15 protein-coding genes and 1 tRNA gene are annotated in these 22633 nt (G+C 45.1%); 5 read left to right on the top strand and 11 right to left on the bottom strand.

Features of this window, described 5'->3' with window-relative positions; all coding sequences use genetic code 11:
- Nucleotides 1-68 precede the first annotated feature (68 nt).
- On the bottom strand, nt 69-3194 hold the full coding sequence (locus U0358_RS06945; protein ID WP_322405758.1) for an efflux RND transporter permease subunit: 3126 nt from the start codon (nt 3192-3194) through the stop codon (nt 69-71).
- Complete coding sequence (locus U0358_RS06940) at nt 3187-4266, bottom strand: efflux RND transporter periplasmic adaptor subunit (RefSeq protein WP_322405757.1); 1080 nt, start codon at nt 4264-4266, stop codon at nt 3187-3189. The genes U0358_RS06945 and U0358_RS06940 overlap by 8 nt, the downstream gene beginning before the upstream one ends.
- A gap of 102 nt (nt 4267-4368) precedes the next feature.
- On the opposite strand from U0358_RS06940, the gene U0358_RS06935 reads away from it, so the two are divergent.
- The gene (locus tag U0358_RS06935; RefSeq protein ID WP_034820882.1) at nt 4369-4560 is read left to right on the top strand and encodes a zinc ribbon domain-containing protein; all 192 of its coding nucleotides are present in this window, start codon (nt 4369-4371) and stop codon (nt 4558-4560) included.
- A gap of 21 nt (nt 4561-4581) precedes the next feature.
- Here U0358_RS06935 and U0358_RS06930 read toward each other — a convergent pair whose 3' ends face one another.
- Nucleotides 4582-5142 carry an FMN-dependent NADH-azoreductase gene (locus tag U0358_RS06930; protein WP_317496931.1) on the bottom strand — a complete coding sequence of 187 codons (561 nt, stop codon included), beginning with the start codon at nt 5140-5142 and terminating at the stop codon, nt 4582-4584.
- A 115-nt stretch (nt 5143-5257) separates the two neighbouring features.
- Here U0358_RS06930 and U0358_RS06925 point away from each other — a divergent pair, with 115 nt between their 5' ends.
- From U0358_RS06925 to fabA, 3 genes are all read left to right on the top strand, one after another.
- On the top strand, nt 5258-6169 hold the full coding sequence (locus U0358_RS06925) for a LysR family transcriptional regulator (protein ID WP_322405756.1): 912 nt from the start codon (nt 5258-5260) through the stop codon (nt 6167-6169).
- Nucleotides 6170-6570: 401 nt separating this feature from the next.
- Nucleotides 6571-8487: an AAA family ATPase gene (locus U0358_RS06920; protein WP_322405755.1), complete on the top strand. Its 1917-nt coding sequence runs from the start codon at nt 6571-6573 to the stop codon at nt 8485-8487.
- Between the two features lie 83 nt (nt 8488-8570).
- The gene (fabA, locus tag U0358_RS06915; protein WP_011234533.1) at nt 8571-9083 is read left to right on the top strand and encodes a 3-hydroxyacyl-[acyl-carrier-protein] dehydratase FabA; all 513 of its coding nucleotides are present in this window, start codon (nt 8571-8573) and stop codon (nt 9081-9083) included.
- A 76-nt stretch (nt 9084-9159) separates the two neighbouring features.
- On the opposite strand, the gene rmf is transcribed toward fabA, so the two are convergent.
- From rmf to rlmKL, 5 genes are all read right to left on the bottom strand, one after another.
- Nucleotides 9160-9336: a ribosome modulation factor gene (rmf, locus tag U0358_RS06910; protein WP_011234532.1), complete on the bottom strand. Its 177-nt coding sequence runs from the start codon at nt 9334-9336 to the stop codon at nt 9160-9162.
- A 184-nt stretch (nt 9337-9520) separates the two neighbouring features.
- The gene (locus U0358_RS06905; protein ID WP_322405754.1) at nt 9521-11272 is read right to left on the bottom strand and encodes a DUF3466 family protein; all 1752 of its coding nucleotides are present in this window, start codon (nt 11270-11272) and stop codon (nt 9521-9523) included.
- Nucleotides 11273-11275: 3 nt separating this feature from the next.
- Entirely contained in the window at nt 11276-13222 is a 1947-nt protein-coding gene (locus U0358_RS06900) for an ATP-binding cassette ATPase Uup (protein WP_322405753.1), read from the bottom strand.
- Nucleotides 13219-13458 carry a glutaredoxin family protein gene (locus U0358_RS06895; protein ID WP_011234529.1) on the bottom strand — a complete coding sequence of 80 codons (240 nt, stop codon included), beginning with the start codon at nt 13456-13458 and terminating at the stop codon, nt 13219-13221. The genes U0358_RS06900 and U0358_RS06895 overlap by 4 nt, the downstream gene beginning before the upstream one ends.
- A gap of 3 nt (nt 13459-13461) precedes the next feature.
- Nucleotides 13462-15576, bottom strand: a complete 2115-nt coding sequence (gene rlmKL / locus U0358_RS06890) for a bifunctional 23S rRNA (guanine(2069)-N(7))-methyltransferase RlmK/23S rRNA (guanine(2445)-N(2))-methyltransferase RlmL (RefSeq protein ID WP_322405752.1) — start codon at nt 15574-15576, stop codon at nt 13462-13464.
- Between the two features lie 202 nt (nt 15577-15778).
- Here rlmKL and U0358_RS06885 point away from each other — a divergent pair.
- A tRNA-Met gene (locus U0358_RS06885) sits at nt 15779-15855 on the top strand.
- 114 nt (nt 15856-15969) lie between these two features.
- On the opposite strand, the gene U0358_RS06880 is transcribed toward U0358_RS06885, so the two are convergent.
- The 3 genes from U0358_RS06880 to U0358_RS06870 all read right to left on the bottom strand — a co-directional run bounded on the left by U0358_RS06880 (nt 15970) and on the right by U0358_RS06870 (nt 22440).
- Entirely contained in the window at nt 15970-16524 is a 555-nt protein-coding gene (locus U0358_RS06880; RefSeq protein ID WP_317496924.1) for a cell division protein ZapC domain-containing protein, read from the bottom strand.
- A 64-nt stretch (nt 16525-16588) separates the two neighbouring features.
- Nucleotides 16589-17593: a quinone-dependent dihydroorotate dehydrogenase gene (gene pyrD, locus U0358_RS06875; RefSeq protein ID WP_317496923.1), complete on the bottom strand. Its 1005-nt coding sequence runs from the start codon at nt 17591-17593 to the stop codon at nt 16589-16591.
- The gene (locus tag U0358_RS06870) at nt 17593-22440 is read right to left on the bottom strand and encodes an NAD-glutamate dehydrogenase (RefSeq protein ID WP_317496922.1); all 4848 of its coding nucleotides are present in this window, start codon (nt 22438-22440) and stop codon (nt 17593-17595) included. The genes pyrD and U0358_RS06870 overlap by 1 nt, the downstream gene beginning before the upstream one ends.
- Nucleotides 22441-22633 lie beyond the last annotated feature (193 nt).

Raw genomic sequence — 22633 nt, 5'->3', positions numbered from 1 at the left:
CATAATAAGCTATCGGCAGTTTACAAAATCTTTACAGCAGAAAAAGTAGCTTAATGGCACTTATTTTTCTAGGAATTGATCTTTCTCTCTTTAAGTACCAATGCAGACAAAGCTGGCAAGGTAAACACAGTAACTAATGCTGCGCCGATTAAGCCAAACATCACAATAGCCCCAACTCCCCTGTATAACTCCGTGCCGGCTCCGGGTATAAAAACCAAAGGTGCAATACCGCATAGCGTGGTTAAGGTTGTAATGGTTATGGGGCGTACGCGCGACAGCAAACCTTCCTGAACAGCTTCTCTAATTGAGTAGTTCTCTTTATCACGGAGATAAATAGCCCGCTCAACCACAAGAATAGGGTTGTTAATGACGGTCCCCATAAGAATAAGGAAGCCAAGCATGGTGATCATGTCGAAAGGCTGACTCAGTGGCTGTAGCCCCACAGCGGGTAAAAGCTGGCCGACGCCATTCATAAGAGCTAACCCGGCAATACCTGCACTGATGCCCATTGGTATGGTTGCCATAATCAGTAACGGATAACCCCAGTGTGCAAAAATTGCGACCATCAACAGATAAATAATCGCGATGGAAATAACGTAGTTTTCACTTAGTGCGGCCTGGGTCTCTGCTAGTTGGTCAGCCGCACCGGATAACTGAGTCGAAATGTCTGCAGCTATAACACCTTGATCCCGTAAGTGCTTTAACACTTCTGAACGGACCATCTCAACACCGGACTCAAGCGCAACTGACTCCGGAGGTATTATATTTAAGGTTACCGTGCGCCTGCTGTCGACGCGACGCACGGTGCTGGTATCGACAATTTCGCGCACCTCGCTAATTGCATTCAGTGCCACGGAGCGGCCATTGACATTAAGTAATGGTAAGTCATCGAGCATTTCCGGCGTTACTTCCGTGCCTTTGTCGCTGTACAGGTACATATCAATTTTGTCGTCACCCTGGAAGTACTCACCAACAAAAGCCCCGTCAGTTAGCGCGGAAACAGCGTAACCAAAACTGTCTGCATCCAGACCTAATTCACTCATCCGTTCCCAGTCAGGACGAACCTCTAATAAAGGTTGGGCAAGAGTAAGGGAGTTCGGTGTGGATTGAATTCTGGGGTCATCGAAAACCTCTTGTGAGCGATTATAAATAGCTCGTGCGGCCGCATAAACTTCATTGAGCTCTTGTCCGCCAACGTCGACATTGATACTACGGGTGCCCCCATCGTTACTGCTGATAATAGAGCCTTTGGCTGCAAAGGCCCGCATGCCGGGGTAGCGCTCGTAAACTTGAGTAATAATTTCCATTAGCTCATCAATCCGGCTTTTATCCCGGGTTTCAGCAATAATCCGAATATTCGAAGGGGCAACACTTAAACTCATGGTTTTAAGCGCGGGAATAGTGACTCCTGAACGGGTAGCCTCAGTATTTTCCGTCGTTAATGCCGGATCGAAAATATCACGTATTTCATCTCCAATTGAAGACATGGTCTGCAAGTTATAACCGGGTGGGGCGCTCATAGTGGCAAAAGTTTTAGCTTCTTCCCCCTCAGGCAAATATTCTGCGGGTGGCATCAAAAACCACCAAATTGCCACCACTGCAACAAAAGTTACTCCAACAGTACTGAGTTTTGATTTTTTAGAACGTAAAATCCGGCTGCTTATTGCTTCTATTCGGTTGGTAAGTTTGTCTGTCACTTTGGTTTTTGCCTGCGCAGGAAAATAAGCCGCGAGTAAGGGCACTAAAGTCACGGAAACAAACATCGAAGCAATAATGGATGCCGAAATGGCAATAGCAATATCTGAGTATAGTTGTCCGGCTTCCTGAACAATAAAGAGTATCGGCAGAAAAACCATAACAGTGGTCAGGGTAGAGGTGAGCACCGCGGTCCAGACTCGTTTCACACCTTCAATAGCTGCTTCTTTAGGGGGCAGTCCTTTACGGCGTTCAAGCTCGATACTTTCTAACACCACAATGGTGTTGTCCAGCGTCATGCCAATAGCAAATGCAATACCAGCTAATGAAATGACATTAATCGTCCGATCCAGCAGCAACAGCCCCAGAAAGCCGGCCAGAGTACAAATTGGAATGCCGATAACCGCAATTAACGTCGCACGACCTGAACGCATCAAACCATACATAACCAGGGTTGCGAACAGGGCGCCTAACAGTAAATTCACCAATACATTCTGAACTGAGCTTTCCACATAGCGAACGTCATCGGAATTTAGAGTGATTTCCATACCAGCCGGGCGCAGCAACTCTTCGTTAATGCGCTCAACTTCGTCCAGCATGGCGTATTTTATATCAATGACATTAGAGCCCAGTTCACGCTGAACCTGAAGGCTGAGTACCTGCTGGCCTTTAAACCAGGACTCACTGTTCAGCTCAAAGTGATTAAAGTCGATATCGGCGACATCTTCTAACCTGGCCAGACTGTCACCGGTTCTGCGGATAATCGTCTTTTCTATTTCTTCGAGCGAATCATAACGACCGACTGTGCGCAGCAGGAACCGACGTTTGCCTTGTTCCAGTTCTCCGGCGGATGTATCGCGGTTACGTCCGCTTATTGCGGTTCTGACATCATCAACTGATACGTTGTATTGAATCAGTGCGTCTTTATCCATCAAGATACGAACTTGTCTTTGTGCTCCGCCATTAACATTCACTTGCGACACGCCCGCAACTGAAGACATCCTTGGACGAACGTTGTCTTCAATGTAATCGCGCATCATGATCATGTTGATATTTTTAGGATTATCCTCAATTGGCGCTACCCGAAAGTACATAAACGCATTACTGGAAAAAGAAGCAGAGAAAATACGAGGCTCATCTACATTCTCAGGATAATCCGGCACCTGACTTAACGCATTGTTAACCAGGATTAATGTTTCAGTAACATCAACTCCGAAAGGAAAGTCCAGTTCTATGCTTGCTTCGCCATTACGGGCACTGCTTTCCATACGTTGTAAGTTGGGGACAGTGCGAAGAAACTCCTCCTGCTCAATCAGTATTTCTTTTTCAATATCTTGTGGCGTGGCACCTGGCCACTGGATCTGTACAGAAATAGTCCTGACTTCCAAATCAGGGATCATTTGTACCGGAATGCGCAATGCCGCCGTTATGCCCAGCAAACAAAGTATTAAAATCGCGACGATGGTGACATGTTTGTGCTTTATTACGGCTTCAATCATAGTCAGCAGACTCCGTGAGCTTTAGTACCTGACCATCTGTTAGAGCTTCATTACCACGTACTATCACTCTCTCGCCTTCATCTAAACCGCTTCCCACCTCTACATAACCGTTGAAGCGTAAGCCAAGTTCAACGGACTGTTCTTTCGCTTGCCATTCATCATTCTGCTCTACCGCAATCCAGACAGAGGTTCTGCCATCGCTGTAGCGAACAACGGCATCCTGAGGTACCGAAGTCTGAACCCGTCCCGTATCTATCTCAAATGAGGCTTTTAGTGGCATTCCAACAACCCAGCCTTTAGGGTAATCCCCCGTTAAGCGAACTTGAAAAGAGCGATCATTTCCGTCAACAAAGGGCACTATGCGACTTAAATGAGCATCAATAGTCGTCTCTTTGTAGCTAAGCGAAGCCTGAGTATCAGAGTTTATAGAGGAGTAGTAAGACTGCGAAAGAAACACATCGGCATGCTGGTTTTTACTGCCAACCAATTGAAAAACGACCTGTTCGGCACTTAACCATTCACCTAAATCGGCCGGGCGACTCGCAATAACACCGTCAAATGGTGCCCTAAGTTCATGATAGTTTTGATTAACTTCAGTTTCGTTTAACATTGCCTTTGTTTCTGCCAGTTGCGCTCGTGCAACCTGAACCCGGGTACGGGAACGTCTTAAATCACTGGCTGGAACAAAATCAGTCTCTGCTAACTCTTCTAATTCACTCAGCTGCTGTTTTTCGTCGGCAAGACTGGCTTTAGCGCTATCCACCTGAGCCTGTAAAGACTCTATTATTGAATTAATTTGACGCGCATCTAAACTGGCAAGTACGTCTCCTTTATTGACTCTGTCACCAATATCCTTGTGCAGGCTCAACAACTTTCCTTCAACAGCAAAACTGAGTTGCGAATTATTCATAGCGGATAGGGTGGTGGGTACGTCAACGCTATTAATGACGGGCTGATTTTTGGCTTCAACGTACTCAACCGGGGCCTGAGTCCAGGCCGGGTTGCTAAATAGTGCCAGCACTAATAGTAACGGAATTAAGAAAACAGACTGTCTGAACCATGATGGCATCATTCGTACTCAGCTATTTTGTTAAAAAGAAGTTGTCTTTGTGTTACGCAAAACTTTTCAGATTCGATTACTATTGTAGGTTACAGAGAACAATAAGAGGCTTGTATGAGTTTAACGGATCCAAAAACGTTCGAATGTCCTTACTGTATGGCAATAAATGACATTGAAATTGATTGGTTAAATGATATTGGCCAACACCAGATTGTCGATTGCCAAATCTGTTGTCAGCCAATAGAGATCGAAATTCTGCAACTCGGGGATGATGTGCAGATCAAAGCGCACCGTGATGATGAATAAAGTACGCTTTTTTAAAAACCGTTATATTGTTTCAATTTCCTGTTCAGCTTCTCTGAAGCCTTGTTGGCGCGGCTCATCACCCATGTTCATGCCCTCAGCGCGGATGATGGTCACATCGGTTATACCGATAAAAGCAAGTGCCTGTTTTAAATAACTTTCCTGGTGATCCATAGCCTGGGCTTCACCTTGAGAGTAGATACCACCCCGACCAGACGCGATATAAACTTTTTTGTCATTTACCAGGCCTTGAGGGCCTTGTTCTGTATATTTAAAAGTGACACCAGCTTGCAATACACGGTCAAACCAAGCTTTTAGCTGAGTCGGAATAGTGAAGTTATACATTGGCGCGCCAATGACAAGCGTATCTGCCTCGAGCAGCTCCTTAACCAATTCATCAATTAGCGGCTTCTCTTCAGCTAATAATTCCTCAGCTGCCAGGTGAGGAACCGGGTTGGCAACCAGATCCCGATGAACAAGAGTAATTTCGTGTTTTTCTTTAAGTCTATTAACAATGTCCTGACTAACCTGCCGACTAACAGACTGTCCTAAAAAAATACCTGAATCCAAATGTAAAACTTTCATAAACACCTCTTTGATTTTTTAGTTGATGCAAGAAGTATAGTTCGTTCCAATTAATCGAATAAGTAGCTAAAATGAAAACTATCGTTCCAAATTTGGAATCTTTGAGGTTTTCACTATGTCCTTTCCTGATGTCACAAACTACTACCTGTTCGCTCAGGTAATGGCCTGCGGCAGTATCAGCGCCGCCTCGCGGGAGCTCGGGCTGCCCAAGTCCACCATAAGCCGAAAAATGGCTATACTTGAGCTAGAGCAGGGGACCCGGCTGTTTCACAGAAGCCGGTCAGGCCTCAAATTAACCGATGTTGGACGTGAGTTTCTGGTGCACTGCGAGCGTCTTGTCAGCGCAGCTGAATCGGCTCAACAAGTCACACAGCGTTTACTGGATAAACCCCGGGGTAAAGTCGAAATAAGCGCGCCCTATGCTTTAAGTCAAAGCTTGTTAGTCCAGGTGTTACCTGAATTTATGAGTTTGTATCCGGAAGTTGAAATTCAACTTGTTGTGACAAACCGGCCGGTTAACTTAATAGAAGAGGGCATCGACATTGCTTTGCGCGTACGAAAAAATATAGAAGACTCCAGTTTAATAGCCAGACCCATAAGTCAGGCGCCTCAAACCCTTTATATTGCTCCCGATTTAATAAATCATAACTCGATAACTGAGCCTGAGGACTTATTAACGTTCGAGCATTTGAGTCTGCATTACACCAACGGACGATATGGTTATGAATTGATCCACAGTTCAGGCCAGCAAAAAAATATCAGAATAAAACCCCGTCTTATCACCGACGATATGATTGTCTTACGAGAAGCTGCAATAAAAAAACTTGGCATTGTCGCTTTACCAAATTACCTCTGTAACGATGCAGTGAATAGCGGGGAACTTGCCCCTGTTTTAACTGACTGGCATCTACCCACCGGGATCATGCATATGACGTACTCGCACCGACGAGGAATATTGCCGGCGGTGCGGGTTCTTATCGATTTCCTCGCTGAAAAGCTTCCGCATCTTGCACAGCAACAGTTTTAAAAAGTAAGTGCTTCGTACTAGAGTTATACCGATATAGTAATGATTTAACATAATATACATTATACGCAATTAAGTTATGTTAAGTTTTTAGTGCTTTCCAGGCCTGTCTTTAGTTCTCTCGAGTAACCTGAGATGATTTCTAGTATTTAGGAGGAAGTTTTACCGTGGCTACTGAATTTCGGACAAACTCTGTGCGCGTTTTCGCCTTTAACTACAAGGCTGCGGCTGGCCATTTGGGGGTAAATCTACGAACAATTTACCGTTGGTTTGAATGGAGTTTTCATCCCAGTAACAAAATGACAAAGCTCCCTCAGGCCGTAGTTATTTCCTACAGCAAAACTCTCTCAATTCAGCATTTCTGTTATCATGTCTTTATTGCTAGTTAAGAGAAGAACAATTCAATGAAATTAGACTGTCTGGCGCTACAGCCACAAACCGGCGAGTGGCTCAAAGAGCTGCCTGCGGAACTTAAAGAAGATGCCTTAGTTGGACAAAAACGTGCAGTTACGGCCTTAAACAACGCGTTACGCCAGCATGGCACATACTCTAATATTTATGCTTTATTTCCTGGTGGTCTTTTAAAACGGGACATCCTCGATGCCTACTTTACTGATAATCGTTGGGAGTTCACTCACTGGTATGACTGGCTGTATTTGGCGAATCCGTCAGATTCTTTACGTCCTTTGTGTGTTAATTTGCCGTCAGGAACTGCCGACGCAGCCATTAAAGCGATATGGGGTTTCCTGCAGCTACCGTTAAATCAACGCGAAGAAGCTTACAAGACCATTATTGAACAATTTGATACCCATAAGCTGCGTGATTACATGCAACAAATACGGGATAAAAAGGCTGAGGATATCCAGGGCGAGAGCCTGGCCTCTGTTTTAGTGGGACATCAGCACCCTGCCCCTTACTACTATTGCGATCGTGTTACCGAGGAACGGCTCTTTGGTCACATTGGTGTGCAATCGGTTGAAGGAACGGTCAGTTCAGAGCTGCATTTAATTGAGGCCGGCCTTTTGCATAAAGCGAACGGTGGTGTTTTGGCTATAGAGGTTGCTCAGTTGCTCGAAAACATCACGCTCTGGAAGCGTCTTAAAGATGTTATCGAGGGCGGAGAATTTGAATGGCCGCGTCAGTCGCCGACTTCAGGTGCGGCCTTCTTTTATCGACCCGAGTCTGTGCCCATTAATATTAAGATTATTTTACTGGGGTCACGTAACGAATACGCGCAGCTGCGCGAGTATGACGAAGACTTTGATAACTTCTTCCCGTTTTTGGCTGACTTTCATGGACATTATGCAACTCAGAATGAGCCGGTAGCGCCCTACTTCAATTACTTACAGTATGTGTGGCAACTAGCCGATGTGCTGCCGTTAAGTACCGATGGTTACTCAGCTTTATTGCGAGTTTGTGCCCGATACACGGATTATCAGCAGGAGCTCACATTAAACACGATACAGTTACTGCAACTGCTTCGTGAAGCCAACGACTGTGCGCTGCAAAACCAACACGCAAAGATTGATAAAGCCGCTATAGACTTAGCGCTGCAGCAACAGCGAGACCGAGAAGGTAACCTTGCTGAGCTGAGCCGACGCAGCATACTCGAACAGCAGGTTCGAATAGACACTCATGGCTCTGCGGTTGGTCAGTTAAATGGGCTGACTGTTGTGACTATGGGCGGCAGTGAGTTCGGCGAGCCTTCCCGGATTACTGCGACCATTCACTATGGTGATGGCGATATTATTGATATTGAACGTAAATCTGACCTCTCCGGTAATATTCACACTAAAGGAGTTATGATTTTAAGCGCCTATTTGGCCAACCAATTTGCCCGCCATGAACCGCTATCCGTATCAGCAACTGTGGTATTTGAGCAGTCCTACTATGAGGTCGATGGCGACAGCGCATCACTTGGCGAGCTTTGCTGCTTGATTTCAGCTCTGGCTGAGCAGCCGCTGAAGCAGTCACTGGCGATTACTGGCGCGATAGATCAGTTTGGTAACGTTCAGTCTATTGGTGCAGTGAATGAAAAAATTGAAGGTTATTATGCGCTTTGTGCTCACAGAGGCTTAAATGGCGAACAAGGTGTTATTATTCCGCAGTCGAATCGACACCAGCTTAACCTCAACGACGATATCATCGAGGCTGTTAAGTCCGGTAAATTTTATGTGTACACGGTAGAGCACGTTGAGGAAGCGTTAGAGTTACTAACAGACTTACCGATCAAAGATCTTTTTCAGAAAGTTCGTGAACGAACTCTGGATAGTTCTGATAGTGATCAACCTAGCGGTTTCTGGCAACGACTTTTTAGTTGAGAAACTACTTGTCGGATTTGTTTGGCGTACAGTTGTACGCTAGACTGCTGCCTAGTTTTTTCGAACAATTAATTAGGGTATTTATGAATCAATCGAGCTTTACTCGCGAAGAACTTCTCGCCTGCAGTCGCGGGGAAATGTTTGGTCCTGGTAACAGTAAGTTGCCGGCACCTAATATGTTGATGATGGATCGCATCATTGAAATTAACGAAGACGGCGGATCGGCCGGGAAAGGTTTTATCCATGCCGAGCTCGATATTAATCCTGACCTTTGGTTTTTTGACTGTCACTTTAAAGGCGACCCGGTAATGCCAGGTTGTTTGGGTCTTGATGCTATGTGGCAGTTGCTCGGCTTTCACCTGGCGTGGTCCGGGGGGCCCGGTCGCGGTCGCGCGTTGGGTGTTGGTGAAGTTAAATTTACCGGGCAAATTCTGCCGGAACACAAGAAAGTCAGTTATTTTATTGATATGACACGAGTTATCAAACGTAAATTATTTATGGGCGTGGGTAATGGTCGTGTTGAGGTTGACGGTCGTGAAATTTACACAGCCAAAGACTTAAAAGTTGGCTTGTTTACCGACACTTCTACTTTTTAATAATACTTCTTTGAATTCAAAAAACGCCGATGCTTTCGCTATCGGCGTTTTATTTAGCCTTTAATGCCTCTGACAATCAGCGGAATAAGCCGGTATTTCGGGCTTCCATTGCATCTCGCCAACCTCCCAGCCAGTGGGAACGAAAATCATCCTGGGTCTGATAAGGACAGTTGTCTTTTGAGCGACCATGCAAACCGGCTTTAAAGCCTTGAGTATGTGCTCTTTCAAAGCGATCGCGCTTTTGTCTTTTCATAAACCTATCCCTCGCCTGTTATTCACAGATTATTATTTAGAGATTATTTAGAGAGTGAGACTTTTTTGCTGCCTCATTACTATTGATAGACTTATTTGGTGAGAGTTCAATTGTAAAAGCAGCACAGTATCCATTGACTTTTTTTAACGGATTGAAACTGTGCTACTTTTTATTTTAAGACCTATTATGATTTTTTGGTCTTAAGGAAGGTTCTTCTTCTTATTCCGGTAATAAGCAAACCCAGTGTGCCAAATCCAAGTAGCGAGCCAAACCCGACAGCGGCGCCCTGACGCTCTACAGGCTCTTCGTTATCAGTACAGTTATTAAGCTCGCCTTCAATAGGATCGAGCTTTACATTGACCAAAATTTCGCGAGTCTGCTCTTCTCCGTCTTCGTCTGTGTAAGGTTCAGTTTTAAGCGCTGTAGCAATAATTTCACCGTTTTCGGTAATATCATTGGCATCAACAATATTGTATTCGCTGTCACAGCTAATCGTATTGTTCAGGTTAATAATTTGTGGGGCTTCGTCACTCATATCATAGTAAAAACCAGCACGAGCACGAACCTGAGACAGTGTCGGATCAACCTCTGCTGTACCGACCATTTCGCCGTTATCATTGATACTGCGAACGATGGTCGACGCGCCATTAAAGAAACTGTCAAGAATTGTCAGTTCCCCCTCGTCAACATCATAATAAAAGCCGTAGCTTCGCAACTTTCCTGCAGGGCGTTTGGTTAAATGACCTACCGCAACATTCGAATCATTAATGTCCGTTGCAGCGCCCCACAAGTAGATAGGGTCTTCAGTGACTGGCAGCGCTTCTTCATTCTGGAAAATTGCCGGCATACGAATAGCATTACGCTCAGGATGATATGTCCAGCTTTGCCCTACTGCTATGCCATTGTTATTAATGGCATAAGCGTAGCTTGAAAAGTCATTTTCATCGTCGCTTCTTCGCTCTACCAGCGTTGGTAATTTAATAGATTCGCCAATAACGTCACCATTGGCGTCAAGCTGCCATAATCTCGCGCGAATGTCATAGATAGAGCGACCGGCATTGTAACCGGAGCGCGGACGGCTATAGCGATAACGGCTGTTACTAAAGGTTGCGATATTCGACGCATCGGCATTTTGCAAGCCTCTCCAGATGCCCCATACACAAACTTCTAAAGGTTGTGATGCGCTGGCAACTTCAGGGTCTTCGCATCTTTCTTGAATTCGAGTTGTTGCGTAAGGACTTAACGAAACACTTTCGTAACCGGCAGCAAGTCCACTCTCGTTTATATCGAAAATAGCACTTTCGCCGCCCAGGTAATCCTGAGCTTCCGGCTCAACGACACTGGATTCTCCGTTGTTGTACCACATTCCGCGAGTTAAAAATTCGGATACGAAGTACTCCTCGGTCTCAGTTTCATCGTCAGAATTGGTATATTCATGCTCAATAAGCTCAAACGGTGCACTGGTGACCCCCACCGCTGTATTGGCATTATTAATTGAGTATAAGAAGCTGTCCACGCTATTAGCGAGTTGGTTCTCAGTTGCTGACACCGCGTTAACTTCACTGCTGGCCCCGCTGCTATAGATGAAGGCCTGGTTCAATCCAACACGTTGAGTCTGAAGGCTGTTATTTGCATAGTTTCCCAAGTTTTCTACAATTGCCTGATACTGAGCAATTGTCAGTTCTTCACCGGCTTCAGGATCAAAACCTATCTGTATGAGTAGTCGCTCGGGAACTTTAGAAAAATCAATTTCCACATTTTCCGGGAAACGTGCAACACCAACAATTTGCCCACTGGCGTTAATGCTTTGTGGAACACTGCTGCGATAATTATTCAAAGTGTCAATTGTTTCAATATTATAAGTGTCTGCTGCAGAAGCAAAAGAGACGGTTGAAACAATTGCGATGGTAAGTGACTTCAACGTAAATGATTTCATTAACTAACTACTCTGTTCTGATAAGTTTTCCAGTTCTTCCCAGCGCTCCAGATCTTGCATCAGCTGCCCTTCAATGTCGGCAATTTGACTCATGACTGGTTCGGTTTTTTCTAGTGGCTGTTCGAAGAACCCCGGTTCATTCATTAACTGTTGTAATTCTTCAAGTTTTGCTTCTTTTTCCGCAATAACTTTGGGTAACTGCTCTAGTTCGCGTTGCAGTTTATAGGATAACTTCTTCTTCGGCTTGTCTGAACCTTTGTCTGCGGGTTTCCTTTTATTTTGCGAACTTTTGTTGCTGTCAGACTCTTTAGCTGCTGCTTTGGTTCCGTTGCTATGGAATGAATTTTCCGCTTTCGCCGCTAAATAGTGGTTTAGCTCGGTAAAGCCACCAATAATTTCTGTAATAACGCCCTCACCTTCAAAGTACAGTACACTGGTCGCCGTATTATCGACAAATTCCCTGTCGTGACTGACTAATAGAACCGTGCCCTGATAATTCGCAACTATTTGTTCGAGTAATTCTAAGGTTTCAATATCAAGATCGTTGGTTGGCTCGTCCAGTACCAGAATATTACTGGGTTTCAGCAATATCTTAGCTAACAATGCGCGGTTTCGTTCACCACCAGAGAGCGCACGAACGGGAGTTCTTGATTGTTTCGGTGAAAACAGAAAGTCCTGCAAATAACTTAAAATATGGCGGCTACGACCCTGAAACTCGATGTCCTGCTTACCATCACCGACGTTATCCATCACCGTTTGCTCAGGATCAAGCTGCGAACGATGTTGATCAAAATAAGCAACTTCAAGGTTTGTACCCAGTTGAACCTTTCCATTGTCTACATCCTGCATACCGAGAATAACTTTAATCAGCGTACTCTTACCGCAACCATTGGGGCCGACAAACGCAACTTTGTCGCCACGCATCAACAAGAGATCGAGGTCATTAATAATAGGCTTGTCGCCGAAGCGCAAAGCCATATTTTCGCCTTCAAAGACTTTCTTACCGGAACGCGAAGACTCGTTCACGGCCAGGTTTGCTTTACCCTGAAGTTCACGTCTTTGCTGACGTTGCTTCCGCAGATCCTGAAGTGCACGTACTCGTCCTTCGTTACGAGTGCGACGTGCTTTAACACCCTGGCGTATCCAGGTCTCTTCAGCTGCCAGCTTTTTATCAAATTCAGCGTTGTGGCTTGCTTCAACTTCCAATGCTTCCTGTTTTTTCTGCAGATAGGTATCGTAGCTGCCCGGGTAACTGGTTAAGTGTCCGCGGTCTAAATCTATAATTCGTGTGGCCAAACGGCGGATAAATGCCCTGTCGTGACTAATAAATAACACGGCCCCGGAAAAGTTAACGATTTGCTCTTCCAGCCAACGCACCATTTCAATATCCAAGTGGTTGGTTGGTTCGTCTAACAGTAAAATGTCCGGATCAACAACCAAAGCTCGAGCCAGCGCTACGCGACGCAACCAACCGCCGGAAAGAGCAGCCATAGTTTCATCTGCGGGTAATTGCAGCTGAGTTAAAACCTGCTCAATGCGGGTGTTAACTTGCCAACCGTTAATGGCATCCAGTTGATTCTGCAATTTGTCCATTTCGTCCAGAGTTGCGCTACTGGGGGAATCCGTAAGACTGGCAGACAGTTCATGATAACGAGCCAACGCCTTGCCTGATTCAGCAAGAGCTTCAGCTACGTAGTCAAACACCCGTTGTTCAGATTGCTTAGGCGGGTCTTGCGGCAAACGGGTCACTTTAGTGTCACCCACCCACTGTATTTGGCCTGAATCTAAGACCACTTCATTATCTATCGCTTTTAAAAAAGTGGATTTACCAGCACCGTTACGGCCGACCAAACAGACTCGTTCACCGGCTTCAATGGTAAAATCTACACCGTCTAAAATGGCCTCAGCGCCAAAGGCGAGGTGTGCATCCTGTACACGTAATAAACTCATTGCTCTACAAACTCCAGCAATTGATTAGCGTCGAAAGGCCAACGCAATTCTGCGTCGTCTTTTCCCCGAATAAATACTGGTACTAACCAGCCATACTCTTCTTGCAGCTCCTGCTGTTCGGCAATGTCGACTACTCCAAGTTCAACCGGCTCTTCAAGGTCAAGCGAGTGCAGTAACTGAATAGCCTGAGTACAAAGCGGACAGTTTGGTTTCGTAAGCAAATAAAACGCAGACATTAATTAAGCCCGTGAAATAATAAAATAATGATGAATACCTTTATGACGTTTGAAGTCCTCTGGTATTGAGGCTTGTGTCTGATCATTCACCTCAAGGCCTGCTTTATCCAGCCCTTCGGTGTCAATGCGGAATTTCTTTCTATTGTTAGAGAATAAAATCACGCCATCCTCTTTCAGCATGCCCGTGGCGGTTTTTATCAAACCAACGTGGTCACGCTGTATGTCTAAGGTTCCGCTCATTCGTTTTGAGTTACTAAAGGTGGGCGGATCAAGGAAAATAACGTCAAACAGTTGTTTGCCACGTTGTTCCCGCATCCAGCTAAAGCAATCGGCCTGAATAAATTGGTAGTTGCCTCGTAAGCGGTTCAAGGCAAAGTTACGCTCACCCCACTTCAGGTAGGTTTTCGACATATCGACGGAAACCACTCGTGCGGCTCCGGCTCTGGCAGCCTGTACAGATGCGGTGCAGGTATAGGCGAACAAATTCAGTACATCCAACTCTTCGCACTTATCCAGTAGCTCTTTACGCACCAATCTGTGGTCCATAAATAAGCCGGTATCAAGGTAATCGGTTAAATTCACCTCAAACTTGGCGCCGTATTCGTTAACCGTTAGCACCGTGCTGTCCTGCGACTGTTTTTCGTATTGCTGCTTACCGCTTTGGCGCTGGCGACGTTTAAGAATGATTTTATCTTCTGATACCGGTAAAGCAGAACTCAAAGACTCGAGCATGAACCACAAGCGGTCATTGGCCACTCCTTCCGGAATGTCTTTTGGAGCTGCGTATTCCTGTACAACCACGTAATCCTGGTAAATATCGATAGCGGCGTTGTACTCAGGAATGTCGGCGTCATAAACACGCCAGCAATCCAGCCCTTCTTTGTCTGCCCACTTACTTAACTTCGCGTAATTCTTCTTAACCCTATTAACCAGGTCGTCAGCTTGACTCTCTGCGAAGTCAGGTTGCTCTTTAGTTAAGTCATAAAGTGCCAAATTAACCGGAATTGCACCATTTAATAGCGGGTATTTTTTATGGCTGCGCAGTTTCAAGCGTTTTAGTAGCTGCTCGTCTCCTGCCAGTACGGCTATATGCCAATTGTGGAAGGTGTCTTTTAATTGACGGCCAAAACGGCGGTACAAGAGTAAGGTTTCAACGGCCTCACCCAGACGTTCACCGTAGGGAGGATTACAGACTAACAGCCCACTTTCCGCCGGTGCTTCGCAGTTTGTTGCATCCGCAACTTCAAACTCTATCACTTCATGCAGTAGCACACGCTTGGCGTTATCTTTGGCTTTAGCGACCAAATGAGGGTTGTTGTCAGAGCCTTTTAACTGGCCTTTAAAGTTTTTCTTACCCTCTTTAAAGCGCTGCTCTGCCTGCTCTAATACGTCGTGCCATAATTGCGGCGAATGTTCATGCCAAAACAAAAAGCCCCAATGCGCACGGCTCAGCCCAGGCGCGTGGTCCATTGCCATCATGGCCGCTTCTATGACCAAGGTCCCCGAACCACAGAACGGGTCAAAGATGACTGGCTCGTCTTTTTCTAATTCGTTTTTGATGCCTGCCCGGACTAATATGGCGGCGGCTAAGGTTTCCCGCAGCGGTGCTTCGCCCTGCTGCAAGCGATATCCCCTTTTGTGCATGCCGTCACCGGTAAAGTCTAAAGACCAGGTGAGCTTGTCTTTATGGACTCGCACGGCAATACGAATGTCCGGGTCTTGCTTATCGATACTGGGACGTTCAAATCCGCTATTGCGAAAGTTATCGACAATACAGTCTTTTACTAACTGCGCGCCGAACTGAGTATGGCGAATGTCGTCGTTACCGCCGGAAAAATCAACCACAAAGGTTCTGTTCGCATCGAAAACCTTGCTCCAGGAGAATTGAGTCAATGCCAGTTTAATCTCATCCAGGCTGGAAACTTCCTTTTCACCTAATTGCAACAGCATACGGCTTGCTAACCTGGACCACATAGCCACCGTGTAAGCCTGCTGTAAATCGGCTTCAATATAGCAGCCTGCCATGGTTTGCTTAACGTGAGTTAAGTTAAATTCTTGCAACTCATCAAACAAAAGCCCTTCAAGACCTTTGGAGCACGCAATAAAAAAACGATACATAGAAACTTCGCCTAAAAAATTAAGGTGACAATTATAACGGAGAGCTCAGTGGCTGTCTGTAATTCCAGCTGAAATAAGGGAATTACAAAGAGAATGACTAATAAAACAGCAGTTAAACCGTATTTGTATAAATACTATGCGGTTGGTTTAAATAAAGCTTGCGTGGTACGAATTATCACTATACTATGCGCTCTCAATCGGACGCGGGGTGGAGCAGTCTGGTAGCTCGTCGGGCTCATAACCCGAAGGTCGTAGGTTCAAATCCTGCCCCCGCAACCAACGTCCGGAATAAGTATTTATTAATATTTTCCTGCTAAGCCCCCCTTTCTTAGAACAAAGTCCTAAATAAATCCCGAAAATACACTAAAATTTTAAGGTTTTTCCTTAAAAGAGTTACGCCAGTTTCTGACTCCAGTCAGACTGGGCCGACAAAGCTAAATCAACGGTTGCCGGTAACAAGCGGTTTAAAGTGACTTTAATGACATGATACTGACGCAGAGATTTAATTGCAGAAAGCTGCATGCCGTTACTTAACAGTAAGCAAGTCGCAAATTCATCATCGGTATCAAGAATTAAGAACAGCCCCTGATCAAAACCTGAGTTCAATTCGCATAAACGCCGCTCTACCGGCCATTCGCTAATATCAGATTTTTGAAAATGCCAACTCTGTGGCATTTGAGGACGACCAAAGCGACACCATGCCGTTGTATTAAGAGCCGCATTTTTCGGTGCGCAAGGCATTTTATCAGCTGGGTAAGCCTCCAATGTTTCACTAACGCTCTGGAAGGTCGTCGCGTCTTCAATGTCCATCATTTGTTCATTAAAGTGAATATTGACTAGCTGACTCGGTTTGTAAGGTGTATCAAATACCTCGGTATCACTTAGCTTGACGCTAAGCTTGCCGCTTTCTGTATTGAATAACCATAACCAATGGGATTCCGATTCCACGATGTTAGCCTTTATTATTAGAAGAATTTAAGCTTTGCGATAAGATACTAAAGTCACTTAATCATTACAAGTGACTAACAATTGAGCGAATTAGCCCTGGACCTTGATAGATAAACCCAGTGTAAATTTGTACCAGGCTAGCTCCTGCTTTGAGTTTAGCTTCTGCCGACTCAGCTGAATCGATACCTCCAACGCCAATCACCGGTATTTTTCTTTGCAAAGTTTTATACAACAACTCTATCACTCGAGTACTTTTATCCTGAAGTGGTTTACCGCTTAAGCCGCCAGCTTCACCTGCCTGACTACTTTGCAATCCGTCACGCGACAACGTTGTATTGGTGGCTATTACGCCGTCCATTTCATTTTTTAATAATGACTGCGCCATGACTTCAACTTCATGATCTTCAAGATCCGGAGCTATTTTAACTACCAACGGAACATAGCGATCATGCTCTTTTGCCAGAGCGAGCTGAGTAGCTTTTAGCTTGGACAATAAACCATCAAGACTGGAGCCGTGCTGGAGATCTCTTAACCCCGGGGTATTAGGTGATGAAATGTTAATCGTGACATAGTCTGCGTACGGATAAACTTTATTCAGACACGCAAGGTAGTCATCAATGGCCTGTTCTTCCGGCGTGTTTTTGTTTTTACCGATATTAATACCTAACACGCCTTTATAAGAAGACGCTTTGACATTTTTAACAAGCTCATCAACCCCATGGTTATTAAAACCCATGCGGTTAATAATTGCTTCGTCTTCGGTCAAGCGGAATAAACGAGGCTTATCATTACCCGGCTGAGCTACAGGGGTCACCGTACCCACTTCGATAAAGCCAAAACCCATCTGAGAAAATGCGTCTATACACTCGGCGTTTTTATCAAGACCAGCGGCTAAACCGACCGGGTTAGGGAAATCAATCCCCATAACCCGAACCGGTTTGCTGGCTACGTTTTGTTTCCAAAACAGCGACAACGGTGTGCGATGCCATTTATTCAGGATCCCGAGCATTAATTCGTGCGTTTTCTCAGGATCCTGACGAAACAAAAATGATTTTATTAGGTTGTACATTAACTGATCACTTTAGGTGCACAGTTGTGGCTCAACAGCATAAGTTCGCGCAAAGCAACGGAGAATTTGGCAAACTCGTGGCTCTTCGTTGTGCGGAAGTCTGATAGCATTTGCTGCCAACGAGATAACAACACTTCGTTTTGTTCTATCCACTCGCTGATCATCTTCTCCGGGTCACTGACGTCTGGTGTTGAGCGCAGCACAACTTGAGTTAACGAACGTTGTTGCCAATCGAGCTCTTCACGGAATGCCGCTCTTGCCAGAGCTTGCCAATGGTTCGCCACCGGTTGGTTATTAATTTGTATTAAGAACCAATGTAAGTTTATTTCCGCACCCAAACGGAAGTAAAGCGTACCAACTGTCTTGAATGACTGTCCTGTTTCATTAGCAACTTCAGCAAGATCCATCGCAGAAAATATGGTACTCAAGCTCGCAATGTTTTTTGCCAGCTTGGCCGGGAAGCCGTGCTCTTTGTACTTCTCAATTGTTTCTTCAATGACTTTGGCTTCATCTTCAACCATATACTTAAGGCTGTTTTCGCGTAAGTCGTCAAATGCTCCCATGTAGAAGTCTAAGTGTTCCTGAATACCACTCAGAGCTGGGTTACGGTGGCGCAAGAACCAGCGAGTTGCGCGGCGCACCATACGACGAAGCTGGAATAAAACTTCATTCTGAACTTCTGCTGGCACTTTATTATTCAGCGCTTCAATTTGTTCCCACAGTTCTTCAACTTTAAAGCACTCACGGGCTACTACGTAAGCAGAAGCTATTTCAGCAACTGTCGAACCAGTTGCCTCCTGCTTGCGGAAAACGAAATTTGGTCCCATATCGTTAACGATATTATTGGCAAGCTTAGTGGCAATAATCTGACCTTTTAGCGGATGAGATACCATGCTGTCAGCAAAACGATCACGTAAGGCCTCTGGGAAAGAGTCAAAAAGTTCACGCATGTGGTACGGGTCTTCCGTAATTTCATCCGTTATCAACTGCTCTTTCAGAACCATCTTTCCGTAAGCGGTAACAATGGACAATTCCGGACGTGTTAAGCCCTGATTTGTTGCCTGACGCTCAACTAATTCATCATCATCAGGTAAAAACTCAAGCTGACGATTCAACGAATGCTCGCGCTCAAGGTGATGAATAAACCGCGTGTATTCTTTCACTTGATCGGTGCCGCGCAACGCTGTTACCGAAATTGACTGTGTTTGTCTGTTACAGTCATCCAGCACAATTTTCGCGACATCATCGGTCATGTCGTAAAGCAGTTTATCGCGTTGTTTCTTCGTCAGCTCGCCGCTGTTAACTAAACCGTTCAATAAGATTTTAATGTTAACTTCGTTATCTGAACAATCAACGCCACCTACGTTATCGACAAAGTCGGTGTTGACTCGACCGCCGTTTTGCGCAAATTCAATACGGCCTAATTGAGTAAAGCCTAAGTTGCCGCCCTCACCGATAATTTTTGCGTTCAGCTCGTGGCCGTTTACGCGCAGTGCATCGTTAGCACGGTCGCCAACATCACTGTCGGTTTCTGCTTTACCTTTTACGTAAGTGCCGATACCCCCATTCCAGATAAGATCAACTTTCATCGTTAAGCAGGCTTTGATCAAATCATTCGGTGTCATTGATTTTTTCTGGGTACCCAGCATTTTCTTAATTTCAGGTGTTAGCTCAATCGCTTTTGCACTTCTTGAGAAAATACCACCACCTTTTGAAATCAATTCGCGGTTGTAATCATCCCAGCTTGAACGCGGCATTTTAAATAAACGGTCACGCTCTTCCCAGGATTTTGCCGCATTTGGTTGCGGGTCAATAAAGATATGCAAGTGGTTAAATGCCGCTTGTAAGCACGTGTGCTTGGACAGCAACATGCCGTTACCAAATACATCGCCACCCATGTCACCAATGGCAACACAGGTAAAGTCTGTGGTTTGACAGTCGATACCCATTTCGCGGAAATGGCGCTTAACTGACTCCCAGGCACCACGAGCGGTAATACCCATTTTCTTATGGTCATAGCCAACTGAGCCGCCTGATGCAAAGGCATCACCCAGCCAGAAATTATATTCAGCTGAGATGCCGTTAGCGATATCAGAAAAAGTTGCAGTGCCTTTATCTGCTGCAACAACCAGGTATGGATCGTCTTCGTCGCGACGAACAACACTTTTCGGCGGAACAATTTCGCCTTCAACGATGTTATCGGTAATGTCGAGTAACGCACGGATAAAGGTTTTATAGCACTCTTTACCTTCGACCATCATGCCTTCTCTGTCTTCTGGTAAAGCTTTACAAATAAAGCCACCTTTTGCCCCTACAGGAACAATAACGGTGTTTTTCACTTGCTGAGCTTTAACCAGACCAAGTACTTCGGTGCGGAAGTCTTCACGACGGTCTGACCAGCGCAATCCGCCGCGGGCTACTTTACCACCACGAAGGTGCACACCTTCGACTTTCGGCGAGTAAACAAATATCTCAAACTTAGGTAACGGTAATGGCATTTCCGGTACCAGTTCAGGTAAGAACTTAACCGAAATATACGGTTTGTCGTTGCCCTGCTCGTCTTTCTGGAAGAAGTTGGTACGTAACGCAGCATCTATCAATTCCACATAGCGACGAATAATACGATCGTCATCAAGGTTGGCAACGTTGTCCAACTCGGTATTAATACGGGTATGAAGTGCTTCGAGCTTTTTCTCGACTCCTTTTGTGCCCGGTTCAAACTTGCTGTAAAACATCTTCACAACCAGCTTGGCCAGCAAAGGATACTTACTGAAAGTGCTCTCTATGTAGCTTTGACTGAATGTAGTACCAATTTGGCGCATGTACTTCGCAAACATACGTAAAATAGTCGCCTGACGGCCGTTCATTCCGGCGCCTAGTACTAAGCGGTTGAAGCCATCGTCTTCTAACTTACCTTTCCAGACTAACGCAAAGGCTCTCTGGAAGGTTTCTCGACTTTCTTCCAGATTCAATGAACCTGCCGTATGAAGCATGTGGAAATCGAGAACCCAGTAGACATCACCGTCGCTCGTTTTAATCTGGTAAGGACTTTCGCCGATGACACGTAATCCGAAGTTTTCGAGCATCGGCAATACGTCCGACAGGTGAATCGGCTCGTCTTTATGGAACAACTTCAAATGCAGATGTTTACTGTCGTCTTTTTCTTCCTGAGCACGGTATAACACCATACCCAGTTTATGTTCGTCGTTTAAGGACTCCAGTTGTTTTATGTCTGAAATTGCTACCGATGGTAAAACATCTTCTTTATACGCACGGGGAAATGCCATAGCGTACCGCTTATTTAAACGGGTAGCATTTGCTTCGCCGAAAGTGGATTGCAAAATACGTTCGAAATTGTCTTCCCACGTGCGCGCCGCTTCAATTAAGTTCTGTTCTAATTCTTTCACGTTCACATCCTGATGGTCTTCGCTCAAACGCACGGTATAATGCGTTCTTGCTAACGAAGACTCTGAAAAATAAGTGGTAAAGTCGACGTCGTATTCGGTTTTCAATGTACGCGCCAACACACTTTGAGTTCGTTGACGTAACAAGGTGTTATAGCGCTCTTTTGGCACATAAACCATGCACGACATAAAGCGGCCGAAAATATCGCGGCGCAGAAAAGCGCGGGTCATGTCGCGTTCTTGCATTTGCAACACACCCAAACCAACCGTTAACAGATCGTCTTCTTCTGCCTGCACAATTTCATCACGAGGATAGGTCTCTAAAATATTCAACAGTGCTTTAGCCGCGTGAGACTGCGGAGCGAAGCCTGACATGTCCAATACGCGCGATATTTTCTCACTCACCAACGGGATATCACGTGCACTATTGTTGTAAAAGTTTGCCGAATACAAACCAATAAAGCGGTCTTCACCTACTACTTCGCCATCTTGGTTAAAGCGTTTAACGCCAATGTAGTCGGAGTATGCCGGACGATGGACCCGCGATTTCGAGTTGGTTTTAGTCAACAGTAACAAGCGTTCGTTTTGTGTTATTTCGCGCGCATCTTCAGGTAAGCTGGAAACCAAACGCCCTTTTTCACTAACGGAATTTTTCATTAGCCCCAGACTGGAATCTTTAACCTGTTTGAGTTCGTAGTCCCCTTTCACTGGGGTTAGTTCATAGGAACGGTAACCAGTTAATGTGAAATTATCATTGGCCAGCCACTGTAAAAATTGCTTAATTTCTTTCTTTTCTTTTTTCGAGCCCGGATAAAAGTCGTGATCAAGCTGTTCTGAAACCGACTGCAAACGCTGACGCATAGCCTGCCAGTCTTCAACTGCAAGACTGATTTCTTCCATTACCGACACCAACTCACTTTTTAACGTTTTTATTTCTTCTTTGCTGGTTTGGCGGTCTATTTCAATAAGAAAGACCGTGTCGACATAGTTATCTTCGCTACGGGTTCCGGGTTTCTGTAATTCAGTAACCTGACTATTTTTGTCTCGTTTATGACTCAACGGCATATGCAGTAATAAATGCGATGTAATACCCAGACGAGCCAGTGCCATTCGTACTGAATCAACCATAAACGGCATATCATTTTGAATAATTTCAATAATGGTATGGGGAGACTCCCAACCGTCCGCAGGAACTTCAGGGTTATATACTTTTATCAGTGCTTTATCACCGGGTTTATATTCATTAAAACTATGCCATAAACCCAAAACTGCACCGTACATATCACTATCGTGGCGGTTGGTTAAATCATCACTGGCAATATTACGATATAAGCGCTTGGCAAAATCTGCTACTAAGTGCGCTTGAGAGGCGGGAACTTTCTTATTTATCAATTCAACGACTTTTTCCAGTAAAACCGGAGATTGACTATCGACCAACGACATAATTACAGAGTCCTTGAGGTTGTTGGTGAAACGTCGCAGGCAAGCCCAAATGCGGCCCACGGCCAGAGAATATATGATTGATGTTATTGTCGGACATTTACGCTGGGGTTTCAACGCTTATTCACGCTAAAAACAGGTGTTTAGACCAGATATGGTAAGTAAAATAATATAACTATTTAGTTTAACTGAATGG

The organism is Idiomarina sp. PL1-037 (assembly GCF_034422975.1).
Lineage (GTDB): Bacteria > Pseudomonadota > Gammaproteobacteria > Enterobacterales > Alteromonadaceae > Idiomarina.
Note: the sequence above shows the minus strand (reverse complement) of the source record. Positions and strands in the feature narration are given on the sequence as shown.

Coding starts and splice junctions, on each gene's coding strand:
- U0358_RS06895 (WP_011234529.1), bottom strand. CDS start 13,458: ATGTCTGCGTTTTATTTGCTTACGAAACCAAACTGTCCGCTTTGTACT.
- U0358_RS06920 (WP_322405755.1), top strand. CDS start 6,571: ATGAAATTAGACTGTCTGGCGCTACAGCCACAAACCGGCGAGTGGCTC.
- U0358_RS06930 (WP_317496931.1), bottom strand. CDS start 5,142: ATGAAAGTTTTACATTTGGATTCAGGTATTTTTTTAGGACAGTCTGTT.
- U0358_RS06935 (WP_034820882.1), top strand. CDS start 4,369: ATGAGTTTAACGGATCCAAAAACGTTCGAATGTCCTTACTGTATGGCA.
- U0358_RS06905 (WP_322405754.1), bottom strand. CDS start 11,272: ATGAAATCATTTACGTTGAAGTCACTTACCATCGCAATTGTTTCAACC.
- U0358_RS06940 (WP_322405757.1), bottom strand. CDS start 4,266: ATGATGCCATCATGGTTCAGACAGTCTGTTTTCTTAATTCCGTTACTA.
- U0358_RS06900 (WP_322405753.1), bottom strand. CDS start 13,222: ATGAGTTTATTACGTGTACAGGATGCACACCTCGCCTTTGGCGCTGAG.
- U0358_RS06870 (WP_317496922.1), bottom strand. CDS start 22,440: ATGTCGTTGGTCGATAGTCAATCTCCGGTTTTACTGGAAAAAGTCGTT.
- fabA (WP_011234533.1), top strand. CDS start 8,571: ATGAATCAATCGAGCTTTACTCGCGAAGAACTTCTCGCCTGCAGTCGC.
- U0358_RS06945 (WP_322405758.1), bottom strand. CDS start 3,194: ATGATTGAAGCCGTAATAAAGCACAAACATGTCACCATCGTCGCGATT.
- U0358_RS06925 (WP_322405756.1), top strand. CDS start 5,258: ATGTCCTTTCCTGATGTCACAAACTACTACCTGTTCGCTCAGGTAATG.
- rlmKL (WP_322405752.1), bottom strand. CDS start 15,576: ATGTATCGTTTTTTTATTGCGTGCTCCAAAGGTCTTGAAGGGCTTTTG.
- rmf (WP_011234532.1), bottom strand. CDS start 9,336: ATGAAAAGACAAAAGCGCGATCGCTTTGAAAGAGCACATACTCAAGGC.
- pyrD (WP_317496923.1), bottom strand. CDS start 17,593: ATGTACAACCTAATAAAATCATTTTTGTTTCGTCAGGATCCTGAGAAA.